Here is a 23,172-nt window from a genome sequence, read left to right as displayed (position 1 = left end):
AAGTGAAACGCCATTGCGTCTGTAATTTTTTTTGAATATTTAGCGAAAATCTTTGCGCGCTTTGCGTTAAATCAGAAATGAACATTTATAATTTAAAATCTAAAATTTATAATTTATAATTAAAAAAAAATGGACAACAACCAAAACCAAAACCAGGATCCAAACAACATCAACATCAACCTGAACGAGATGGTAGCAGCAGGTGTTTACTGTAACCTTGCATTAGTAAACCACTCACCATCTGAGTTTGTACTGGATTTCATTCAGCTGATGCCGGGTGTACAGCAGGCTAACGTACGTTCAAGAGTAATTTTGGCGCCGCTTCACGCGAAGAGAGTACTTTCTGCCTTGCAGCAGAACATCGCAAACTACGAGCAGCAGTTCGGCGAAATCAAGGAAGTGGAGCCTTTCGTATTGGGTGGAAACAACGTACAGGCATAAGCCAGGATATTCCGACACTTCTCTCTCAACCTTATAGGTTTCAAAAACCAAACCTTATAGGTTCTGAAAACCTATAAGGTTTAGATAGACAGCAATCCCGGCTCAGTGATGAGTCGGGATTTTTCCTGCCGTGGCTAGGAGTGAGCATTGTGCGGTCATTGCAATCGAAGAGAGCGCCAATCTGAACACCGGGCTATCCCTCTTTTTGATTACAACATCGACAATATATTAACTTAAGCTTAAAAGTCAGGCGGAGAACCGCCGCTTCATACTAAACAGAAAATTTTTCCCCGAAACCCATTCAGTCCACCGCCAGGTGTAATAATTAAAAGGAAAAACTGTAAATGTGATTTAGCAAAAAAAAGCAAATAGAACCACCCGAAACGAAAAAATCTATTCCTTACGGCCGTTGGCAGTTATAGGAATAGATTAACTCATCATTTGTGTGACGCAAATTTACGGCAAAATTTCACCCCATTTGTGTACAAAGCTGTACAAAGTACACAGTGTCAATACCCAAATCTCAAACAGTGAACATTAAAAAACCCGAATCAAAATTGATCCGGGTTTCCTCATCATTTGTGTTTATGTTATAATACTTTGAAAGTTTCTCTCAAGACATTCGCAAACAAATACGTAAGACCACCTACACCAATGCATAAAAATAATGCATAGCTCCAGTCTATAATTGTACTGCCAATAGAGAATCGGAGCCACCTCTTACCGTAGCAAAACATAGTGTTGAGTACACCAAACGCTATAATTCCAATATCATCATACGGTCCACGCAACGTATTAAGCAGATCTGTTGCACCTAGTATTGCTGCCAATTCGTACAATGCTACCAGCACCAGTATCATTAGGGAAACTTTCTGGGAACCTTCGTCCAGTTCGTGTGAGATCGTTTTCATAAGAGTGTTTTTTTATCCTTCAAAAATACTGCATCAGGACGCCAAAGTATGGCGGTTTGTAATGCCATTTTAAAATTGTAAAAATCTATTTACTACTTTTTGAAATGCTGGGACTGAAAAACCGTAAGCTGACGGATGATAAAGACCAATTGCCAGACACTGGCCGCCTTCGTAATCAAGCGATCTGATATTCCATCGGTCATCAATCTTGTCCTTATGTATTCCCCAGCCAGGCTTGTTAAAGAAATGTTCCCATAGCCGGCTTGAAAAAACAATGACTTTATCGGGTTTCACAATATCAAGATAAGCTCTGAATGCAGTTTCCGCCTGATTCATTTCCGCTTTAGTCGGAACCTGATTGGCAAATTTAAAGGCGCTTTGAATACCATTTGCAAAGGCAACTTTTTTCCAAAATTCCGAATGTTTCTGATGACCAAAAAACTGCCGTATTTTATTATGAAAGTTGCTTGAAATACTGTCTAACTCGGCAATTTGTGCTTTTGTAAAATTAGTGAGGTTTTCAGGTTCATCATTATTAAAATAATGCGAGTCCCCGAGAATAAGCAGTTTGCCTAATTCCGATTTTTCATAATCGGAACCGATCCAAGGGTTGAAGGTAACGTGCTTCAAGGTAAATTGATTTAAAAAGCTCACTGAAGAAGTGAGCTTGAGGTTGTGATTACATTTCGGTTATCTCAAAATTGGAGAGACTCAATCCGGACGCAGCGGTTTTAGCACCATATTTAAGGTTAAGTGAGTCGATAACTTCTTTTTGATTAGGTTTTCGCGACGCGTTTTTTATCACTATTTCTACGGACATGCCTTTCGCAATCTTGCCCATTTCTTTTTTAGCGGTTACTTTGTAGAGGTGTGTGGACATATAAATATATTAAAATATTGAGATGCATAGCATGAAAAAGCCTAGCACGGCAGCTGTTCCATACATCGCAATTCTAAACGGTAACTGAACACCTTTTACTCCTGTATTAATAATGTTTTCTACTTTCGTAGAAAAATCTTGTAAAAAATGTTCAACTTCATCGCATTTAAAAGAAAGTTCACTACTAGCATTTGCAATTTTTCCAAAAAAATTCATTTTATCCTCTTGCTTTTTCAGATTTGACACAACTATACCTAACGCTTTGTCACTGCCCGAAGTGATTACTTTTCCAGCAAATGGTATTTTACTGCAATTTTGAGAGATAGCTGGTGCAAGAAATGCGGCAATTGCTCCTTCAAATATCAAACTCACGGGATTAGGAATATCTTCCCGCAAACGAGTGTTAACCTGATTTAAATCCGAAACAATATACCGCGTAGTGTCTAAACCAAATTTTGTGATGCATTGCAAATCAGTTTTTAATTTTGATGTAAGGCTTAATATGCCGTACAATAATCCACATGATAAAAATAGTATCAATCCAAGAAGTCCATAAAGGATATGCCCAATCCATCCCAGTTCAAGAACAAAAAATCCAAAAATGAAAAGCCCAAAGGCGATGAGGAGCGGCTTATAAAGTGAGGAAACCGCATATGTTTGAAAACTAATCATACCTGCTATTTTCCCTAAAACTTCATCATTCCCATATTTGTAAATGTCTATACCAATTTCATTATTGATATGTGATAGAAGATCGATTGATTTTTGTGGTAAATTTTTCATCATATTATTAAATTATTATTGTACAATATTATCTCATTTTCCCGCCAAACTATGTCGCTCATCTTTTCTTTTAGGACATCTTTTTTCAACGAGAGAAGTGCGATAAAATTAACTTATCTTAACATTCTGCCACTGTACAATCCTGTACAATAAAATTTCTTCATTTTTTTTTATATTTGGCGCCAATACAAAATGATGATCCGAGAAGCCGAAGTTATCGTAAAACTGAAACAGTGCGTCACCGAACAGTTTGGAAAACAGATCGTAAGTGCCGCTGATTGTGAAATCATTGCAAAAAATTTGCGCGATAACCAAAATGTTTCGGTAAGCGCACAGACGCTGCGACGGTTTTTTGGGTTGATCAAGGCATCCTCAAAAACAAGCCTCTTCACGCTGGATTTGCTCGCGAAATATTGTGGCTTCCCCAGTTTCAGCCACTTTCGGCAATCGTATGGGAATATTGAAATAGAAGCCTTCTTTGGTTCAAAGGAAAACAGTGGTAACGACTTCTGGCAGAAAAGTGAAGACCTTTGCCGGCGAATCTCAGAGTCGCCCGAGATGCTGATCATGGCTCATCAGCGGCTGCTTTCTTTTCCGCTCGCGCGCAAATATTTTATGGAAAATCACCCGATGCGGGATAGTTTAGGTAGCATGTATTCGCAATATTTTTTGGCTTATTTAAAGTACAATCAAAGCAACGAAGCCAAAATTTTCGCTTATGGATTTCTGTTTCAGGATGCTTTTCTGTCACAAAACCACGAACTCATGGCGCTTTATTACCAAAAAGTCACCGAAACACCGCTTACCAGAGATATTCATGTGATACCGGCCGGAATGAAATTCGGCGTCGAGCTTCTCTATGCGGATCTTTCGCAAAATGAAGAACTCTTTGCGCAAAAATTTGAGGAGATGAAACGCGCGCGGCTTCAGTATATCCCGGCCTCAAAAAAATCGGTTTGCAGTTTTGAATATTCGGTGTTGGAACTGCTGATCTTTACCAATAGAACCGAGGAATTGAAGTTTTTAGTTAAAAACCATACGCCACAATCCGAACAAGACGTCGCTTACGTACCCGCAGATCGGAAACAAACCCATGAAGAAGTCTGGAAAATCCTTTGCGCGGTGGTCTTTCTGAAAACCAATCAGATCGATGAGCTGCGGTCAATATTAGATACAATCAGCCTTGATAACCTCGGCTTTGGCTGGAAAAAATACTATTCGGTGATTTATTATTTCGTGTTGCTGAGCATAGGAAATAAGGCGGACGAAAACGCTATTATTTCCGAACTTACCTGGCTGCTGGAAAGGACGCAGTTTCCGTATTTTGAAAACGCCTTGAAGAACCATTTAAGTTCAAAAACGAAAAATACAGGCGAGAAATGCAAACAACCAAGATTTTCAAAACCTTGAGGGTCTTACCCAAACTGGGATGATGATCTGCGGTAATAGCAAAATTAAAGGACAAGTGCTTTAAACTTAATAAATCTTAATGATTTAAATAATCTGTAGTACATCGCTGAAACACGATGTGATAAAAAAATCCCGCCTCTAACGAAGCAGGATTACTTTTAACTTTTTCCTACAACTGCACCATCTCCGTCACTTCCACATCATAGCCGCCTACCAGAGGTTTTTGATTCACGTTCTGCGTGATCACACGGAATTTCGTGATGCCAAGATTCTTCAGGATCTGCGTACCGATGCCATAATCGTGGTAGTTCGAGGCCAGCGTTGGGCGCTGCTCCTGCCCATCCTGAAAATCTAGGAACTGCTGAAGTTTCCTCAACGTATTTTCAGCATTTGATACATTATTGATGAAGATTAAAGCGCCTTTTCCTTCGGCGTTAATCATACTTGTAATTTTCTCAAGCAAAGGTTTTTCACCTGCGGTCAACCTGTTCAGCACATCAAAATAAGAGTTCGATGCCTGCACACGCACCAAAACCGGCTCGTCCACAACCCACGTACCCTTTGTAAGAGCAAAATGGATTTGATCCGTACTGGTTTCTTTAAATGCATAGAAATCAAACTCACCGTAATGTGTTTTTACTTTTCTTTCTTCGATTCTTTCAATGAGATCGCCTTTTTTAAGCTGATAATGAATGAGGTCTTCAATAGAAACGATCTTTAGGTCGTGTTTTTTTGCCAGTTCCACCAGTTCCGGAAGTCTGGCCATCGAGCCGTCTTCGTTCATGATCTCGCAGATCACGCCACCTTCTTTGAGGCCCGCAAGTTTGGTTAAATCAATCGCAGCTTCGGTGTGGCCGGCTCTTTTCAGAACTCCACCTTTCTTGGCACGCAGCGGGAAAATATGTCCCGGACGCATAAAATCAGTAGGTTTTGTGTTCTCGTCCATCAGTGCCAGAATCGTCTTGCTGCGGTCGCTGGCAGAAATCCCGGTCGAAACGCCCTCACCCAATAGATCCACAGAAACGGTAAAAGCAGTTTCTTTCGGGTCGCTGCTGCGCGTCACCATGATGTCGAGGCCTAGCTCGTCGCAGCGTTTTTCGGGCAGCGGTGTACAGATAAGCCCACGGCCATGGATGGTCATAAAGTTGATGATCTCTGGGGTGGTAAGTTCCGCAGCGGAGAGAAAGTCGCCTTCATTTTCGCGGTTTTCATCATCAACCACAATGATGATTTTACCGTTTCTCAGGTCTTCAATCGCTTCAGGAATGGTATTGAGTTTAATATCCGACATTTTACTTTTTTAGATGGTGCAAAGATACTTAGATTTAAAGGATTCAGCAATCTTTATTTGGGCGTCTTCCTCCGTCTTCCGCTCCCAATCTTTTCTGTTGTCGCGCGGCGAAGCCGCCGCGACAACAGAAAAGGATTTCCGCTCAAGCCGGGACGCGGGAGTTTGGCGTTTTACCAAAACCGTTTTCAAAAAGAAATACCTTTACAACAACAGCAAGTCTGTGGCTTTCCTGATGATTTCATAAGATTTCAACCGCGCCTGATGATCATAAATCGCTGAAGTCACCATGATCTCATCCACCCTGAACTGTTTCTGGAAATCTGCGAATTGTTTCTTCACCGATTCTTCACTACCAATGAAACTATAACGCAGCATATTTTTTACATGTGCTTTTTCCATCGGATTCCAAATCGCGTCGATATCTTCCACTGGCGGAGCGTATGGTTTGCGGTCATTCCGGATGATGTTGACGAACATTTGATAAAGCGTGCTCGAAAGTTTCTGTGCTTCTGCATCAGTTTCCGCAGCCACACCATTCACACACGAAATAATGTAAGGTTCCGGGAATTCTTCGCTTGGTTTGTAGTTTTCGCGGTAGATCTCAAACGCGCTTTCCATCATCTGTGGCGCAAAATGTCCTGCAAAAGCGTACGGAAGACCAAGTTCAGAAGCCAGCCAGGCGCTGTCGGTACTCGATCCCAAAACATAAATCGGGACATTACAACCTTCACCCGGTATCGCACGTACCGGACTGTTTGCGTTCTCAACCGAGAAATACCGTTGAAGCTCCTGGATTTGTCTTGGGAACTGCTCGTTGATGATCATCGGGTTCCGTCCTAAGGCTTTTGCCGTGAGTCCATCAGTTCCAGGCGCGCGGCCTACGCCCAGATCTATCCTTTTTGGGAAAAGGCTTTCGAGGGTCCCGAATTGTTCAGCGATTACCAGCGAACTGTGGTTTGGAAGCATCACGCCGCCAGAGCCTACGCGGATTGTCTTCGTGCCGTTCGCGATAAAGCCAATCAGGACTGAAGTGGCGGAACTGGCGATACTGGCCATGTTATGATGTTCTGCAAGCCAAAACCTTTTATATTTCAGTTTTTCTACGTGGCGTGCAAGATCGAGGCTGTCATTAAATGTATCGTGGATGGTCCTGTTCTGCTTTACGGGAGCCAGATCCAGAACTGAAAGTTCAAAATGTTTCATTTATTATACTTTTAAGTACAAAAATACGGACTTTAAAATAGGCGGATATTTTTAGGATTAAAGCCGAAATAATAAGGCAAGGATTTTTTTATGGTGAATATCAAAAAATTATTATATTTGCAAACCCAAATGGTTCTTTGGCCGAGTGGTTAGGCAGTGGTCTGCAACACCATCTACAGCGGTTCGAATCCGCTAGGAACCTCATAAAGCAAGATTTTCAGATGAAGGTCTTGCTTTTTTAATATAATTTTTACTTTTTAACATTTCCTTAACGCTTACTTGGTTTTGTTTTTGGCATAAAGCAAGTATTATTAACGAAAATATATTGTCATGAAAAATATAGTCACAGCAGGGTTTATGTCGGTTTTATTAATGACGGCCTGTACAAAGGATAATACAGTTGCAGAGAAATCTTTAGAACAGCAAAAAATAGAGTTCCAAGCAAGGCAGCTGGAGATTGAAAGACAGAAATTAGCTATTGAAAAAGAAAAAATGGCTTATGAAACACAACGTAAGGCCGATAGCATAGAGGAAGAACGTAAATCAAAACAGGCAATAGCCGCGGCAAAACCGCAAGTGATCCGCGAAACTAAAACGGTATATGTGGATAATACGCCAAGATATTCTTCAAGCTCAGGGGCTAGCTCGGGCAGTACCGCAGGCACTTCACAGGGGACTACACAAAAGCAAGGCATGAGTAAAGCCGCTAAAGGGACCATTATCGGTACTGTAGGTGGCGCGGCAGCCGGTGCGCTGATTAATAAACGGAACCGTGCCGCTGGTGCAGTGGTAGGTGGTATCGTGGGTGGTGCTACCGGATATACCATTGGTAGAGCTGGTGACCGTAAGGATGGCCGCGTTCAATAAGGATTATTTAAATCAAATATAAGGGAAAGATTGTTTATTTTTAAACAATCTTTTTTTATGCTTTATTTGATCTTCACGATGTTACTTCTTTTCCCAGTATTGCTGGGTTTTGGTGCTTTGGTACAGTTGAGATGCAGAGAAAAGGACGACAGTATTTCCGGGACATTGCTAAGGGGGATTTTTATTGTAGCATTATCGTGGACTTTGATTGCGTTTGTCGCGCCTTTGAATGAGTTTTTAGAACTTATTTACCTTATTGCTGGTGGGGCTTGCTTTATGTATTTTAAAGGGTACCGCGCGGTTTCACAACTGTGGTCAAATGCGGGTATCTTGTTGCCAATCAGTTTTTTGATACTCCTGTTTTTTGGGGCAGGTTTCCCGTTCATTCTCGATCATTTCGGATATTATGTTCCTACCATCAAGTGGCTGACGCAATTCGGGATGGTGAAGGGGATTGCTAATCTTGATTTGGTGATAGGGCAAATGTCGATCTGGCATATATTCCAGGCAGGGTTCTCGCATTTTTCTGATTCTTTTTTAAGGATAAATGTATTGGCCGCTGGTGTTTTTCTTATTTATATTTTTGAAAAGAAATGCTGGATCCATCTCTTTTTTCTGCCGATTTTATTCTTGTTTGTACAGTCGCCGTCGCCTGATTTGCCAGCAATCGTCTTTTCCTTGATCCTGCTGCAGGAAATCTTACACGGTAACCGAAGCTATACCTGGCTTTTTGCGTTTGCGGTATTTGTCTTCTGCTTGAAGCCTACTGTTGTTTGGCTGCCGATATTTGTTTTCGGTTATATGTTTCTCCATAAAAAGTGGGGGTTGCCGCATTTAATACCGGGACTTTTGGTATTACTTATTTTTGTGCTGAAGAATAGCTGGGTTTTTGGTTACCCGTTTTTTCCGGTACAAATGTTTGATTTTGGACTTTCATGGAAGCCACATCCGGCAATATTGCAGGATTCTGCCGAAATGGCAATGATGAAGACCTATGATCTGCAATATACTTTTGCTGAAATCTCTGGGTTCAGTCTCTCAGAAACTGTAATTAAATGGCTTTTCCTTCCGGGGATTAAAGGGTTTATTCATATTTCTCTTATCCTGAGTCTGGTGGTTTTCTTTGTTTTTTGCCTTCGGAGTAAATCAACAATCCACAGGTTTCTAATGGTGACAATATTGGTGAAGGTCGCTTTAGTGCTTACATTTTCGGCGCAATACCGCTTTTTCTTGGATGTTTTTTTTGTTATAGGATTTGTAATGTTTCATCACCTCATCTCGAAGAAACTGGCCTTTTTCGTTTTTTTAGGTTTCTCATTACTGGTAGGTGTTTTTTTTTCATTCCCGAAACTGGTCATAAACATATTCCCCACCTTTAGATTAGGGAGTTTCATGACCGGAGCACAAGCAGACCAGTGGCTTAAACCCCGTATCTTTGAACTGAATGAATTTAAAACCCACCAAATAGGTAATCTGCAATTCCATGTAGTTCAGGGATATCCGTTTTCGTTTGATACACCGCTTCCTGCCATATCACCGCTCTATCTTCAGCAAAATCTCAATGCTGGTATTTTCCCACAGCTGATAGGTGAAGGTCTTCAGCAGGGCTTTGTCTGGAGAGCCATGAGCCCACAGGAAAAGAAGCAGCTCCAGCAGATTATACAGCAATTTAACAGCGGTCAATAATTTGCCGGCAGGCTTTCATATACCGCGCCCAAATCATAACTTTGTAACATGTTCACATTAGGGAATTTCATTACACTTACCACCTTCGGTGAGAGCCACGGCCCAGCTTATGGTGGCATCATCCATAATTTCCCTGCGGGTTTGCAGGTGGATTTTGAGGCTGTTCAGCATGAGCTCAACCGCCGGAAACCTGGCCAGTCAGCCATTGTTACCCAGCGGAAAGAGGGTGATGTTGTGCAGTTTCTGTCCGGTATTTTTGAGGGTAGAACCACAGGCACGCCCATTGGTTTTATAATAGAGAATGAAAACCAGAAATCCCGCGATTACGACCACATCGCCCAAGCCTATCGCCCGAGCCATGCAGATTTTACGTATGACCAAAAATTCGGGCTGCGCGATTACCGCGGCGGTGGCAAATCCTCAGCACGCGAGACGGTGAATTGGGTGGTGGCCGGCAGCCTGGCCAAACAGCTACTTCCTGAGGAGGTAGAAATACATGCTTATGTATCATCTGTGGGCGAGATTTTCTGTGAAAAGCCATATCAGGAACTCGATTTCCGGAATACAGAATCCAATGAGGTGCGCTGCCCGGACCCGAAAACCGCCGAAAAAATGATTGCCCGCATCAGGGAAATCAAAAAAGAAGGCAACACCATTGGCGGAACCATCACCTGTGTCATCAAAAACCTGCCAGTAGGCATCGGCGAACCCGTTTTTGGCAAGTTACAGGCAGAACTGGCCAAAGCGATGATGAATATTAATGCAGCCAAAGGATTTGAATATGGCAGCGGATTTTGCGGCGCGAAAATGACAGGGAAGGCCCACAATGATCTCTTTAATACAGATTTTACCACCCAAACCAACCTTTCAGGGGGAATACAGGGCGGAATTTCAAATGGCATGGATGTGTATTTCCGGGTGGCTTTTAAACCGGTGGCGACAATCCTGCGACCACAGCAAAGTGTAGATAAATACAGCAATGCCGTTACAGTAGAAGGGAAAGGCCGCCACGATCCGTGTGTATTGCCGCGTGCCGTACCTATTGTGGAGAATCTGGCCGCTTTTGTGCTGGCAGATCTATACATGATTAATAAATTGAGAAAAATATAAATATAGCATACCAGAATATGGAAAAATATTGGAATCAGGCCCTCACGTTTAATGAGTACATGCAGGAAGCCGAAAAACGCGTACAGCAAACCGCAAATACCGACGAGTATTTCACTTACTACGAACTCGGCTTGCACCGCATGGAAAGAACCCTGAAAACCTTCAGCATAGAACCAGAACACCTTGAGGAGGTGAAAAACAAACAATTTAAGGGTAAAATTCTTATCATTTCCGAGCCTTGGTGTGGGGACGCCAGCGCGACAGTACCCGCAGTCGCGAAGTTTTTTGAAGCTGCAGGCATCGAAGTGAAAGTTTTTTTAAGAGACGCAGACGTTACACTTATTGACCAGTTTCTAACCAACGGTACACAGTCGATCCCGAAAGTATTGATTCTTAGTGAAGACTTTACTGTAAGAAACACTTGGGGGCCACGCCCAAAATATGGGGTAGAGCTTCTGAAAAAATTTAAAGAAAACGAAACTGTGTACCCCCGCGAAGTATTTTATAACGACCTTCAGGTCTATTACGCCAAAAACCGTGGTAAAGATGCCATTGAAGAAATTTTAAACCTCATTTGACATGACATTTTTAAGAAAGAATATTTTTTACATCATCGCTGTCGTTTTCGTGGCCGTGCTTTACCTGTTTCCGTCGGTTAAACTGAAGATTAAAGACCTGTTTTTCCCGATAGCAGCGATAGAGAATGCGGTAACGTTACAAGATTCTGATTACGATGTAGAACTGAAAGGCATCAATGTACCCAGTACCAACCTGAAAAATTTGAAAGGAGATAAACTGGTTTTCCTTAATTTCTGGGGAACCTGGTGCCCGCCATGTCGCGAAGAATGGCCTACGATACAGCAACTGTATGAAAACAGAAAAGGGCAGATCGAGTTTGTACTGATTGCTATGCAAGACCAGGAAGACACGGTGGTGAAATTCCTGAAAGAAAACAATTACACCGCGCCAGTTTATATAGCACAGAGCCCGGTTTCCAAGAATATTTTGCCTAAAGCTTTCCCTACCACTTTTCTATTGGATAAAAATGGCAGGATCTTGCTTAAAGAAGATGCGTCAAAGGATTGGAACAGCAAATCCGTCAACGAATTTATCGATAACGTTACTAAGTAATTTAACATAATTTATTATTTCACGGTACAGATTTTGCGAATGCTGTTTGCTAAAATATAAACACGATAAATGAAACTCTCGAAAATTGCTTTGGCCAAAGAAGCCTTTAAACACAAAGGATTTATTGCGAAAATTCCGGTAATTGTAAGAATGGTGAAATCGGTGATGTCAGCAGGTGGCTATCGGCCCGAATATAAAAATGTAGTGTTGCCCGGCCTCGTATTGCTGTATTTGGTTTCCCCAATTGATATTATCCCAGACTGGTTGCCGGGGATTGGGGTGCTTGATGATCTGGCGCTGCTCGCTTTCGCAATACCTATGCTTATGAAAGAAGCAGAAAAATTTGTAGTTTGGGAAGCGGAGCGAAAGACTGACAAAACAATTGATGCAGAAATTGTAGATTAATGATGATAGACCACCCATAAGTTCGGGTGGTTTTTTAATGTATTGGGCAGAATTTCTCCGTCCTTTCTGTATTTCAGAAATTATCAGGAAATTTGCGCTGTGAAAAATCTAATCTCCATTATCGGGACAACTGGCATTGGTAAAACCAAACTCTCCCTGGCGCTTGCCCAACACTTCAAGACCGAAATCCTTTCCTGCGATTCGCGCCAGTTCTTTCAGGAGATGAAGATCGGTACGGCTACACCAACTGCGGCAGAGCTTTCCGAGGCACCGCATCATTTCATTGGTCATCTTTCCGTAAAGGATTATTACAGCATTGGTCAGTTTGAGAAAGACGCTACGGCAAAACTTCAGCAACTTTTTAGTACAAAAGATACTTTGATTATGGTAGGCGGCAGTATGATGTATGAAAAAGCCATTATTGAAGGCCTGAACGATCTACCCGAAGCCGATTACCAAAATCAGCAAAAGCTGGAGGGACTGATGAATACACACGGCATCGAAGCATTACAAAACCTGCTCGAATCTCTGGACCCTGAATATTTCAGCACCGTTGACCGTGAAAATCCGCGTCGGCTACTACGCGCCATTGATGTCATTTGGCAAACCGGAAAAAGCTATACCGAAAATATTTCTACCTCTGTTAAAAAACGCGATTTTAATGTGTACCGTATTGGGATCACAGCGCCTCGCGAAATCATTTATGAAAGGATTAACCGGCGTGTCGATCTGATGATGCAGGCAGGCCTCCTCCAAGAAGCAGAAAGTTTACTCCCTTACCGCCATTTGGTACCTTTGCAAACTGTGGGTTATACGGAACTCTTTAGATATTTCGATGGCGAATGGACGCTGGATTTTGCGGTGGAAGAAATCAAGAAAAACTCGCGCCGTTTTGCGAAAAGACAACTTACATGGTACCGCAAAGAGACCAACATCCATTGGGTAAGTTTTGAAAATCCGGTGGAAGAATCCTTATCTTTGTTGCATAATCTTAACATAAAACCTGAACAATAATGGCAGCAACACCCTCAAATATGCTTGCACTTGGTACAAAGGCTCCTTTTTTCGAGCTCCCTAACCCATCGCACAGCAACGAAATACAGTCACTTGAAGAACTGAAAGGCGAAAAGGGCACTTTGGTGATTTTTATGTGTAACCACTGTCCGTTTGTGCTTCATGTCATCGATAAACTGGCGGAACTTTACGAAGATTATCAGGATAAAGGCATCGAGTTTATTGCCATCAATGCCAATGATGTAGAAAAATATCCGGATGATTCTCCCGAGAAGATGATCGCTTTCCAAATGGATAAAAAGTTTGATTTCCCTTATTTATTTGATGAAAGCCAGGCTGTGGCAAAAGCGTATCAGGCTGCTTGTACGCCGGATTTCTTCTTCTTTGATGAAAAATTAGATCTTATTTACCGTGGCCAGATGGATGATTCGCGTCCTGGCAACCAGAAAGAAGTTACTGGCGAAGACCTCATCATCGCTTTTGAGAATTTACTTGCCGGTGAGCCACAAGAAGAGCAGCAGCGCCCAAGCATTGGCTGCGGCATCAAGTGGAAGTCTTAATTATTTAAAGAACGGGTTATACCGCTTCTCAAAGTCTACAGTGGTAGGATTTCCGTGGCCATTGTAGACTTTTGTTGCTTCTGGCAGGGTGAAGAGCTTGGTTCGGATGCTGTTCAGAAGTTCGGCTTGGTTACCTTTATATAAATCTGTGCGACCAATGCTTCCTTCAAAAAGAACATCACCGGAAATAATGAAATCTTGTGCATTGCAATAAAAGGCGATATGCCCTGGCGAATGCCCCGGTACATGTTTAATCTCCAGTACATCCTCATCAAGTTTCAGTATGTCACCTTCGCAGAGGTATTGGATGTCGCCTTCAAACGGTTTAAAGAAAAAACCGAAACGGTTTGCATCCATAGGATTCCTGTCAAGTATCTCTTGTTCAGTCTCATGTAAGAGCACCGGCACTTTATAGCGGTCATACGCCCATTGCAGTCCCAGTACATGGTCGATGTGGGCGTGGGTAAGCAAGATCTTCTTTACGCTGAGATTGTTATCGCTGATGAACTGCGCGATTTTTTGATTTTCATCCTCAGAAAAGTTGCCGGGATCAATAAGGTAAGCATTTCTGTGCGCATTATAGAGGAGGTACGTGTTTTCTGAAAACGGATTGAATGCAAAAGATTGTATATGAAACATAACAAAGATTTAAAAACGCAAAAATACAAATTTTACCAGCGGCACAGTTTACAACAAAATAGGTAGGAATGCGTTATCTTTATACTTATGAAATATTTATCCCTGTTTTTATTTTTAGGAACTTACCTTTGTGCACAGGAGATCCGCAGCATACAGCTCTTCAATCCACAAACCAATGATCAAACACCGGTGATTGGTTTCAGCGAGCAGCTGATCCTTAAATTTGATGATCTCTCCAACTCCAGCACGCTGTACCGCTATACCATAAAACATCTCGACAGGAACTGGCAGGACGACGGCCTTTTCTTTACCGAATATGCCACGGGCAGTCTCAATGGACTTATTGATGATATTCAGTATTCATTTAATACACTACAACCCTATACCCACTACACCCTCGTATTTCCGAATGATAAAATTCGGCCTAAAATCTCAGGCAATTTTGAACTGGTGGTCTATAAAGATGCTCCCGACCGGCCTTTATTTAAAAGGCGTTTCGCGATGATGGAAGATGGCGCCATCGTAGGGGTAAATGTAACCCGAACGCAGGATTCGCGCCGTCCACAGATTAACCAGCGGGTAGAAGTACAGGCACTTGGACAAAGTTCCGCACTCATGCAGAATACAAATTCTGTGAGCCTGAACCTTATCCAGAACAATAACTGGCATATGGGTCTCTATAACCAAAAACCAAGTGCGACCATAGGGAACAAACTTCTTTTCCAACAGCAGAGCCTTTCATTTCCCGGCAATAACGAGTTTTATTATTTCGATAACAAAAACATCAGCCAGGCATTCGATATGGTCGCTGGTACCGAAACTGTAGCCAATATCAACCATACTTATCTGCATCCAGTATGGGCTTTCCCGCTCAATTACCAGTATCAACCAGATGTGAATAGCGCGTTCTACTTCCGCCGGAACGATTTGGGGATAGAGCGTAATGCCGACCGCGAAGCCGACTATTCATGGGTGCATTTTACGTTAGAATCAAAAGAGACCGATGAAGAAATTTACGTGATGGGCAGTTTTAACGATTTTACCGCGACACCCGAAAATAAAATGGTGTACGACGAAAGCCGCGGGATGTACGTGGCCAAGACCTACCTGAAACAAGGCTTCTATAACTATATTCTAGCCACCAAAAAAGCCAGCGAACCCCTTGATTTCGGGCAAATAAACGGTAACTTCTGGCAGACCGAAAACCTCTATCAGGCATATCTGTATTACCGCCCATTTGGCAGCAATTACGATGGATTGTTAGGGTACGGCGAGTTCCGCACGCCGGTGCGCTGATTTTTTTTCCAGAAGCTACTTCCCGCTATCCGCTGTATCTTTGGTCCCGCTGGCGCGGCACCAAAGGATGCCGCTGCTATCGGGGCTAGGGATTTGGTTTTTGGTGCAGGATTAGGGTTTCTTACACCAGATAAAACGTTTCCAGTTGCTCCTCGCACAGGGTTTTTACCACTTCAATCCAGCGGTCTTCATCATTAAGACACGGGATGTAATGGAAGTTTTCTCCACCGGCATGCAGAAATTCCTCGCGGCCCTCCACAGAAATTTCTTCCAAAGTTTCCAGACAGTCAGATACGAAAGCCGGGCAAACAATGGCCAGGTTCTTCACCCCTTTTTTTGGTAAGTTTTCCAGGGTTTCATCGGTGTAAGGCTCAATCCATTTGTCTTTGCCAAGGCGCGACTGGAAGGAGACCACGGTTTTGCTTTTCGGGATGTTCAGTTTCTCAATAACCGTTTCGGTGGTTTTAAAGCATTGGTGGCGGTAGCAGAACTGGTGGCTCGGGTTATCCTCGCGTGTACAGCAGTCGTTGAGGTTGCAGGTTTTGGTAGGGTCTGTTTTGTAGATATGCCGTTCGGGCACGCCATGATAAGAAAACTGCAGCGCATCGAAATTCTCCGGCAACTTCTCTCGGATGCTCTCCGCAAGGCAATCTATATAGATTTCGCGGTTATAGAAAGGCTGTACGTAGCTGATTTTAATACCCGGGAAGGATTTCTTACGGACTTCCTCCGCCTTGTCCACTACGGTTTCCGTCGTACTCATCGCATATTGCGGGTAAAGAGGGAACAGTACAATTTCGGTGACTCCCTGGTCGGTAAGTTTCCGGATACCGGTTTCAATACTGGGTTCGGCATAGCGCATCCCGATTTCTATAGGGACTTCTACCAGTTTCTGTAGCTTCTGCTGTATTTTTTTGGTAATAACGATCAGCGGCGAACCCTCATTCGTCCAGACTGTTTTGTAGGCCGCTGCAGATTTTGGCGGGCGTGTCCGCAGGATGATGCCTCTTACCAATAATGAACGGAAAAACCAACGGTAGTCGATCACTTTTTCGTCCATTAAAAATTCATCCAGATATTCTTTAACGTCTTCCACGCTGGTAGACCGCGGGGAGCCGAGATTTACCAATAATATTCCTTTTTTACCCATAATAAGATCAGTAAGGTGTCGCTGTTGCTGTGCGTAATTCTGTTTTATCCGTTAACTGCTTCTACTTTTTCTACCAGTTCCGGTACAAACTGTTTCAGGATGTTTTCTATGCCACCTTTCAGTGTGGCGGTGGAACTAGGGCAACCAGAACACGCGCCCTGAAGCAACATTTTGGCTGTTTTGGTGGTTTCATCATACTCAATCAACGAAATTTTACCGCCATCACCTTCTACGGCTGGTGCTACATACTCATTCAGGATGTCAGAGATTTTCTGTTCGGTTTCCGTATAATCACGGTTGATGATGTTCTCAACCGGACTTTCGTGTTTCTGAGGTTCAAGGTTTGAAATTACTCCGCTGTTCTGTAAATAATCCGCGATAAACGCCCTTACAGCCACCATCACTTCATGCCATTCAACGGAAACATCTTTGGTAACAGCCACAAAATTATCTGAGATAAATACTTCTTTGGCAAAACTGAATTCTTTAAAAATGGCAGCGGCAAGCGGTACTTGCGTAGCATTTTCACGCGATTTCACCTCTACAAAACCATCCATCAGTAAACGGCTTGATACGAACTTCATCACCATTGGGTTCGGTGTCATTTCCGAGTAAATCTGGTACATTTCCTTTCTTTTCTGACGATAAATGCGCGGATTGGCGAGTAACTCGTCTTCAATCACATTTTTCAGGCTTTCTGTCACATGTTCCCATTCTACGGTGTCTTGCTTGGCTACGGCAATGAAATTTGCCGTGATGAAAATACGCTCCACGAAGGGATAGTTGAAAAGCTCCTGTGCCAGCGGTATTTCAGTAATATCAGAAGTACGGTCTAGTTCAAGGGATCCGGGGATGAGCGTATAATCTGCCACGAACTTTAGTACTTTCGGGTTTTCAGTAGGTTCTATAAGGATTTGTCTCATTTTATTTGATTAAATTTGAACTGCAAAAATACGCATTATAAACCGGCTTTCAGGACCACAAAATTATATTTCTGTTATTGTCATTTTCAATAATCCGGCGATATTAAAAATTTAAAATTACAGCATTATGGCTTTAATCAAAGAACTTTTAGGTAAACAACCTGCTTTTGGCAGCAATACTTTTCTTGCAGAGACAGCGACAGTTATTGGCGATGTAACCATGGGCAACGATTGCAGTGTTTGGTACAACGCGGTCATTCGGGGTGATGTGCATTTTATAAAGATGGGCAACAAAGTAAATGTACAGGATAACGCGATGCTGCATTGCACATACGAGAAGTTTCCGCTTCAGATTGGCAATAATGTATCAATTGGGCATAATGCCATTGTGCATGGCTGCACCATCAAAGATAATGTACTAATCGGTATGGGCGCGATTGTGATGGACGATTGCACCATAGAAAGCAATTCCATTATAGGCGCAGGTTCGGTAGTAACGCAGGGCACGCACATTAAGTCTGGCGAAGTGTGGGGAGGGATCCCTGCCCGAAAAATCAAAGACATCTCCTCTGAACTGCTGGAAGGCGAAGTAGAACGCATCGCCAACAATTACGTGAAGTACGCTGCTTGGTATAAAGACTAGTTACAATGCATCTATCCGCTGTACATCTGCAGAAAGCCCTTCTGCCAGCACAGCTTTGCCATTTTCGCATGTAATGCCCGAAGGTGGCAGCACCATTCTACAGTCAGACATTAACTGGTATTTCATATTAAACGCACGCTGCATTTGGGTATAAGTTTCAATCCTGGGCAGCAGCTCATCTTCAAGTTCAGTGGGATAGGCGATATAAGCACTCGGTCCACCACAAGCTTTTGCACCGATGGGGGCAAACTTCCACTTCGATGCGTCGGTACAGGTAACACGGGCAATCTGGGCTTCGATATCCTTCATCATCGCAGACAGCATTTCGCGGTCTTGCTGTTGAGCGAGATTGTTTTCAGGTTTCAGCGAAATATCTTCCGGTAGATTTTCAGTTTCTGATGCCTGTTTTGTTGCACAGGCAGCCAGGGTGAGAATTGTGGCGGCAAGGATGAGGTAGTATTTCATGAGGTTTTTTTCAGATGATGCAAAAATATTGCCTTTCAACCTATAATCACAAATTAACCGCTGTTTTATTGTGACGTTGTGCGGGATGTATCATTATAAATTTCCGGGCGAGGCTCAAACTTTCTTTTTTGCAGTCTATTTTCTTTAAATTTGAGGCGATGAATGAATCGCTTTTCCATTTAGCCGAACATACCAGCCGCAGCATATTTCTTACCGGGAAAGCAGGTACGGGTAAAACCACCTTCCTGAATGAATTTGTACGGCGCACACAGAAAAAACACATCGTAGTCGCACCAACCGGGATCGCGGCCATCAATGCTGGTGGCGTCACCATACACTCCATGTTCGGGTTGCCATTGCGTACTTTTTTACCCACTACCGACCGTATCGACAGCAATATTGCCAATAATATTGCGGATTTGATGCCGCATTTCAAATACCGGAAAGACAAATTAAAACTCCTGCGCGAAATAGAAATCATTATTATTGATGAAGTATCGATGCTGCGTGCCGATGTGCTGGATATGATGGATTTTTCATTGCGGCATGTACGCCGGAACCAGCAGCGGTTCGGTGGGGTGCAACTTCTTTTGATTGGCGATCTTTATCAGTTACCACCGGTAGTGCGTGACGAACATGTACTGAAACAGTATTACGCGTCACCATTCTTCTTCGACAGTCACGCGTTGAAGGAAATCCCGCTGATTACCCTCGAACTTACGACCGTTTATCGCCAAAAAGATGAGAAATTCCTTGAAATACTCAATGACATCCGGGACGGTGAAATAAACGATATTGATTTCGATGCGCTGAACGAAAGATACCTGCCAGATTTCGAACCGAAAGACGAAGCCTATGTTTACCTGACGTCACATAACCGCATGGCGGATGAAATCAATCAGAAAAAACTGAAAGATCTGCCCGGTAAATCACATTTCTATCAGGCAGACATCATCGGCAGCTTTAATGAAAACCAGTTTCCTAATGAGGAGGTCCTCGAACTGAAAGTAGGCGCGCAGATCATGTTCATACGGAATGATGCGAGCGGAGACAAAAAATACTTTAATGGTAAGCTGGCAGAAGTGGTTTCGTTAGCCGAAAATGAGATCAATGTGCTTATTGACGGTGATGATGAGGTTTATAAACTAAAAAAGGAAACCTGGGAGCAGAAACGCTACTCACTGGATGAAGATAAAAGCATACAGGAAGAGGTATTGGGCAGCTTTAACCAATATCCGGTCAGGCTCGCATGGGCTGTCACCATCCATAAATCGCAGGGACTTACCTTTGACAGGCTCATCATCGACGCCGGGAAATCATTCGCGTCCGGGCAGGTATATGTGGCACTTTCGCGCTGCCGGACTTTAGAGGGAATCGTGCTGAAATCCAAGATCACACCTGAAGTCATCTATGCCGACCACCGCGTCTCAAAATTTCAAGAAGAAACCCATGCTAATGAGCGTATTGAGGATATTTTGAATGCCGAAAAATACGATTATTCCATTCATAAAATCATTAGCCGACTGAATTGTCTTTGGATAGAACATGCGGTCGAAACATGGTACCGCACCGCCAAAAACGCGAAACTGGTTGATAAGGACAAGGCCGATTTCCTGTATCAGGCAGTAAAAGTACAGGCAAGCAGCTATGCCAAAGTATATGATAAGTTCGGGAAGATCATCCGCCAGAAAACACAGAAATTCATCCAAGGGACAGATACTTGGGAAGAGATTGAACAGAAAGCCAAAGGCGCCGTTAATTTTTTCTTTTCTGAAATAAATACCAAAGTTTTCCAGCCGCTGAAGGATTTTTACGCCGAAACAAAAGGTGTGAAAGGGCTTAAACAGTACAATGAAGATTATCGGGTATTTTTAGGTGACCTTCAGGATTATCTGAATGACCTTAAAACGATACGCTTGCTGGAAACGCCCCTATTCGATAAGGAGAATGATGTGCAGGTAAGCGCTAAAATAGCCAAAGTCCCCTCGCATATCCTCACTTTTCAGTTATTTGAAGAAGGAAAGACAATCCCTGAAATTGCGCGCGAACGTGGTTTGGTACCCGAAACTATTTTCGGTCATCTGGCTAAATTTGCCGAGCAAGGTTTGCTGGATTTGTCACGGATCTTTGATAAAGAAAAGATTAGAACCTTTGAAAAGGAATTCAGGAAAAACGACGGTCACGAAACATTAACGGACTGGAAACAGGCGCTTCCCCCCACCTTTGAATATTATGACATCAGGATTTTACTGAATCATTTTACATATAAAAAGAATAAAAACGACGCAGCGTCTTAGATGCCATCAGGCGTCTCTCTTCCGGTTCTGGAATTTCTTTATCAATGTATAAAAAACAAGGAATCCCAAAACGAATACCATCAGGCGTGAAAGCAGGTCACCGCTTCGGGTGTAAAAAGTAGTGTGCTCGTACAGGTTGACCTTTGCGAACAGTGCGGTTTTATCACCATAGAAAGTATCGGCCTGCACTTCACCACGTGCGTCAATATGTGCGGAAATCCCGCTGTTTGCGGATCTTGCAATTTCGCGGCGGTTTTCTATAGCCCGCAGTTTGGCGTAAGCCATCAGTTGTTTATGCCCCTGTGTAACCCCCCACCAAGAATCGTTGGTCATAATGGCAAGGAAATTAGCGCCTTTTTGCACATATTCGGTCACGAATTCACCATAGATGCTTTCATAGCAGATCACAGGTGCCAGTTTTCCTTTATTATAAGGATTATCGAATGTTTTACGCTCCGTATCCATCCCCAATGAAGCTACTGTCCCGCCCAGATCGATCATCGCATTGCCTAAAACAGGTTTAAGGACGCTAATGTATGGGAAGATCTCTACGCCAGGAACGAGTTTCCCTTTGTGATAAACTTCGGTTTTCTGTCCCGGGATTAACTGTACGGCAGCGTTGTAACTTTCTACAAAACTACCGTCGGAGAGTTGATAGGCAGCGTCGGGTTTTATGTCATCTTCCCGATAATAACGATGCGAGGAAATACCTGTGGCAAAAACAGCGCCTGGGTGTCGGGTAAGGAAGCTCTTTACGGAATTCAGCAGTACACTCTGTTCAAAACCTGCTTCGGAGATGGAGCCATAACCAGGCAGGGAAGTTTCCGGCCCAAGATAATAATCAATTTTCCCGGTGGAATGCTGTTCTGCTAAAGTCAGCAGTTCATTTAAGATGGTAAGGCTGTCTTTCGAGTATTTTTCGGTATAAGGGTCAAGTTCAGGCTGTAGCATCAGTACGTTTACACTGCCTGAAGGTTGAAGTTTAAAGTTTTCATATTTCATTAAAGAAATCAGCATCGGAAGCGCCACTGCCACGACAATGATGCTTACATTGATGACCAAGGCTTTTCTTTTGCGTGCGGCCTGCCAGATCCTCAGTGTGTAAAATATATAGACATTCACCAGCAAGATCCAGAAGGAACCACCGGTAGCGCCTAAGGTATCGTACCACTGTATCAGTTTCGGATAATCCGCAAAAACGTTTCCTAAATTCAGCCACGGCCACGTAAGTTCCCAACTGAGATGAAATTTTTCCCAACACATCCACACAGCGACAAAAAATACCAGTCCGAAATACGTCCCCTGCGCTTTTTTATACCAGTGATATAACTGAAATACCAATGCATAAAAAAGCGAATTGAACACCACAGGCAATACCACAGCCGCCAGAGAATGGCTGCCATCGGGGTTTTTGGAGCCGTAAAGCCAGCCAGTAGTCACGATATTCCACACCATGAAGGTGAGGTATGATAGCCCAAAAACTGCCCAGCCTTTGTGTTTTATCGCAGAAAATCTTGTGATATCATGCTCTGCCATCAGCAGCGGCACCAGGGCAAAGAATATGAAAAACGGGATGCCGTAGGTGGGCCACGATATGCTGAGTAGTACTGCGGAGAGTAAGGAAAGTATCAGGTATCTCATGATGGTCTTTTAAATGTTACGCGCTTAATCTTAATTAAAATGCTGTTCGAAAACGGCGCTCACGCCTTTCATCTCACCTTCCATCGGTGGATTTGTTTTGGTGATCTTTACGTAAATATAGCTGATTTGGGCGAACTTTTCTTTAACAGTCTTGATGATTCGGCCGGCAACATGCTCTATCAGTTTCGACGGGATTTTCATTTCGTTATGAATGATGCTGTTGATTTCAGCATAGTTTACCGTGTCCTGCAAATCATCGGTTTGTGTAGCTTTCCACAAATCTGCATGAATTTCAAGGTTGACGAGATAATAAGTCCCGATGATGGTTTCTTCTGGCAGAACCCCGTGGTATGCGTATATTTTTAGATCTTCAAAGATAATCCTGGAAGTCATGGGCTGTATTTAAGGTTAAAAAGTTTCAGCGGT

The 23,172-nt window shown here is 43.0% G+C and carries 25 protein-coding genes and 1 tRNA gene; 14 read left to right on the top strand and 12 right to left on the bottom strand.

What is annotated here, in order from left to right; genetic code table 11:
* Positions 1 to 129: 129 nt before the first annotated feature.
* Positions 130 to 441: a DUF3467 domain-containing protein gene (locus tag CO230_RS10255; RefSeq protein ID WP_122028512.1), complete on the top strand. Its 312-nt coding sequence runs from the start codon at positions 130 to 132 to the stop codon at positions 439 to 441.
* A 590-nt stretch (positions 442 to 1,031) separates the two neighbouring features.
* Here the strand turns inward: CO230_RS10255 and CO230_RS10250 are convergent.
* From CO230_RS10250 to CO230_RS10235, 4 genes are all read right to left on the bottom strand, one after another.
* Entirely contained in the window at positions 1,032 to 1,352 is a 321-nt protein-coding gene (locus CO230_RS10250; protein WP_122028511.1) for a hypothetical protein, read from the bottom strand.
* A gap of 69 nt (positions 1,353 to 1,421) precedes the next feature.
* Positions 1,422 to 1,982, bottom strand: a complete 561-nt coding sequence (locus tag CO230_RS10245; RefSeq protein ID WP_122028510.1) for a hypothetical protein — start codon at positions 1,980 to 1,982, stop codon at positions 1,422 to 1,424.
* A gap of 49 nt (positions 1,983 to 2,031) precedes the next feature.
* The gene (locus CO230_RS10240) at positions 2,032 to 2,232 is read right to left on the bottom strand and encodes a peptidase (protein ID WP_122028509.1); all 201 of its coding nucleotides are present in this window, start codon (positions 2,230 to 2,232) and stop codon (positions 2,032 to 2,034) included.
* Between the two features lie 9 nt (positions 2,233 to 2,241).
* A complete protein-coding gene (locus CO230_RS10235) occupies positions 2,242 to 3,018 on the bottom strand; it encodes a hypothetical protein (protein WP_122028508.1) in 777 nt (258 codons plus the stop codon).
* A gap of 189 nt (positions 3,019 to 3,207) precedes the next feature.
* Between CO230_RS10235 and CO230_RS10230 the strand changes: the two genes are divergently transcribed.
* Positions 3,208 to 4,425: a hypothetical protein gene (locus tag CO230_RS10230; protein WP_122028507.1), complete on the top strand. Its 1,218-nt coding sequence runs from the start codon at positions 3,208 to 3,210 to the stop codon at positions 4,423 to 4,425.
* A gap of 169 nt (positions 4,426 to 4,594) precedes the next feature.
* On the opposite strand, the gene ribB is transcribed toward CO230_RS10230, so the two are convergent.
* Positions 4,595 to 5,716 carry a 3,4-dihydroxy-2-butanone-4-phosphate synthase gene (ribB, locus tag CO230_RS10225; protein ID WP_122028506.1) on the bottom strand — a complete coding sequence of 374 codons (1,122 nt, stop codon included), beginning with the start codon at positions 5,714 to 5,716 and terminating at the stop codon, positions 4,595 to 4,597.
* Between the two features lie 201 nt (positions 5,717 to 5,917).
* Positions 5,918 to 6,919, bottom strand: coding sequence for an LLM class flavin-dependent oxidoreductase (locus CO230_RS10215; protein ID WP_122028504.1), 1,002 nt, complete (start codon positions 6,917 to 6,919; stop codon positions 5,918 to 5,920).
* Positions 6,920 to 7,050: 131 nt separating this feature from the next.
* On the opposite strand from CO230_RS10215, the gene CO230_RS10210 reads away from it, so the two are divergent.
* From CO230_RS10210 to CO230_RS10170, 9 genes are all read left to right on the top strand, one after another.
* Positions 7,051 to 7,121 (top strand) — tRNA-Cys (locus CO230_RS10210).
* Between the two features lie 128 nt (positions 7,122 to 7,249).
* Positions 7,250 to 7,786 carry a YMGG-like glycine zipper-containing protein gene (locus CO230_RS10205; RefSeq protein ID WP_122028503.1) on the top strand — a complete coding sequence of 179 codons (537 nt, stop codon included), beginning with the start codon at positions 7,250 to 7,252 and terminating at the stop codon, positions 7,784 to 7,786.
* 57 nt (positions 7,787 to 7,843) lie between these two features.
* A complete protein-coding gene (locus CO230_RS10200; protein ID WP_228438131.1) occupies positions 7,844 to 9,472 on the top strand; it encodes an LIC_10190 family membrane protein in 1,629 nt (542 codons plus the stop codon).
* Positions 9,473 to 9,520: 48 nt separating this feature from the next.
* Positions 9,521 to 10,582, top strand: coding sequence for a chorismate synthase (aroC, locus tag CO230_RS10195; RefSeq protein WP_122028501.1), 1,062 nt, complete (start codon positions 9,521 to 9,523; stop codon positions 10,580 to 10,582).
* Between the two features lie 17 nt (positions 10,583 to 10,599).
* Positions 10,600 to 11,160 carry a thioredoxin family protein gene (locus tag CO230_RS10190; protein WP_122028500.1) on the top strand — a complete coding sequence of 187 codons (561 nt, stop codon included), beginning with the start codon at positions 10,600 to 10,602 and terminating at the stop codon, positions 11,158 to 11,160.
* Position 11,161: 1 nt separating this feature from the next.
* Positions 11,162 to 11,713: a TlpA family protein disulfide reductase gene (locus CO230_RS10185; protein ID WP_122028499.1), complete on the top strand. Its 552-nt coding sequence runs from the start codon at positions 11,162 to 11,164 to the stop codon at positions 11,711 to 11,713.
* A 69-nt stretch (positions 11,714 to 11,782) separates the two neighbouring features.
* Positions 11,783 to 12,118 carry a YkvA family protein gene (locus tag CO230_RS10180; RefSeq protein ID WP_122028498.1) on the top strand — a complete coding sequence of 112 codons (336 nt, stop codon included), beginning with the start codon at positions 11,783 to 11,785 and terminating at the stop codon, positions 12,116 to 12,118.
* 99 nt (positions 12,119 to 12,217) lie between these two features.
* Entirely contained in the window at positions 12,218 to 13,132 is a 915-nt protein-coding gene (miaA, locus tag CO230_RS10175; RefSeq protein ID WP_122028958.1) for a tRNA (adenosine(37)-N6)-dimethylallyltransferase MiaA, read from the top strand.
* Entirely contained in the window at positions 13,132 to 13,692 is a 561-nt protein-coding gene (locus CO230_RS10170; RefSeq protein ID WP_122028497.1) for a thioredoxin family protein, read from the top strand. Before miaA ends, CO230_RS10170 begins: the two co-directional genes overlap by 1 nt.
* On the opposite strand, the gene CO230_RS10165 is transcribed toward CO230_RS10170, so the two are convergent.
* Positions 13,693 to 14,331, bottom strand: a complete 639-nt coding sequence (locus CO230_RS10165) for an MBL fold metallo-hydrolase (RefSeq protein ID WP_122028496.1) — start codon at positions 14,329 to 14,331, stop codon at positions 13,693 to 13,695.
* An 87-nt stretch (positions 14,332 to 14,418) separates the two neighbouring features.
* Here CO230_RS10165 and CO230_RS10160 point away from each other — a divergent pair, with 87 nt between their 5' ends.
* Positions 14,419 to 15,627 (top strand): type IX secretion system plug protein domain-containing protein, encoded by a 1,209-nt coding sequence (locus tag CO230_RS10160; protein WP_122028495.1) that lies wholly within the window; start codon positions 14,419 to 14,421, stop codon positions 15,625 to 15,627.
* Positions 15,628 to 15,748: 121 nt separating this feature from the next.
* Here the strand turns inward: CO230_RS10160 and hemH are convergent, their stop codons facing one another.
* Together hemH and CO230_RS10150 are read right to left on the bottom strand one after the other, a co-directional pair.
* Positions 15,749 to 16,777, bottom strand: a complete 1,029-nt coding sequence (gene hemH, locus CO230_RS10155; RefSeq protein ID WP_122028494.1) for a ferrochelatase — start codon at positions 16,775 to 16,777, stop codon at positions 15,749 to 15,751.
* 44 nt (positions 16,778 to 16,821) lie between these two features.
* A complete protein-coding gene (locus CO230_RS10150) occupies positions 16,822 to 17,700 on the bottom strand; it encodes a NifU family protein (protein ID WP_122028493.1) in 879 nt (292 codons plus the stop codon).
* 127 nt (positions 17,701 to 17,827) lie between these two features.
* On the opposite strand from CO230_RS10150, the gene CO230_RS10145 reads away from it, so the two are divergent.
* Positions 17,828 to 18,343: a gamma carbonic anhydrase family protein gene (locus CO230_RS10145; RefSeq protein ID WP_122028492.1), complete on the top strand. Its 516-nt coding sequence runs from the start codon at positions 17,828 to 17,830 to the stop codon at positions 18,341 to 18,343.
* Here the strand turns inward: CO230_RS10145 and CO230_RS10140 are convergent, their stop codons facing one another.
* Positions 18,344 to 18,808, bottom strand: coding sequence for a hypothetical protein (locus tag CO230_RS10140; RefSeq protein WP_162990023.1), 465 nt, complete (start codon positions 18,806 to 18,808; stop codon positions 18,344 to 18,346).
* Positions 18,809 to 18,966: 158 nt separating this feature from the next.
* On the opposite strand from CO230_RS10140, the gene CO230_RS10135 reads away from it, so the two are divergent.
* Entirely contained in the window at positions 18,967 to 21,105 is a 2,139-nt protein-coding gene (locus CO230_RS10135) for a helix-turn-helix domain-containing protein (RefSeq protein WP_122028490.1), read from the top strand.
* Between the two features lie 6 nt (positions 21,106 to 21,111).
* On the opposite strand, the gene lnt is transcribed toward CO230_RS10135, so the two are convergent.
* A complete protein-coding gene (gene lnt, locus CO230_RS10130) occupies positions 21,112 to 22,746 on the bottom strand; it encodes an apolipoprotein N-acyltransferase (protein WP_122028489.1) in 1,635 nt (544 codons plus the stop codon).
* 30 nt (positions 22,747 to 22,776) lie between these two features.
* The gene (gene folB, locus CO230_RS10125) at positions 22,777 to 23,139 is read right to left on the bottom strand and encodes a dihydroneopterin aldolase (RefSeq protein ID WP_122028488.1); all 363 of its coding nucleotides are present in this window, start codon (positions 23,137 to 23,139) and stop codon (positions 22,777 to 22,779) included.
* Positions 23,140 to 23,172: the final 33 nt, after the last annotated feature.

This window comes from Chryseobacterium sp. 6424 (genome assembly GCF_003692615.1).
In the GTDB taxonomy this organism is placed as follows: domain Bacteria; phylum Bacteroidota; class Bacteroidia; order Flavobacteriales; family Weeksellaceae; genus Kaistella.
This window is presented reverse-complemented; position numbering and strand designations above follow the sequence as displayed.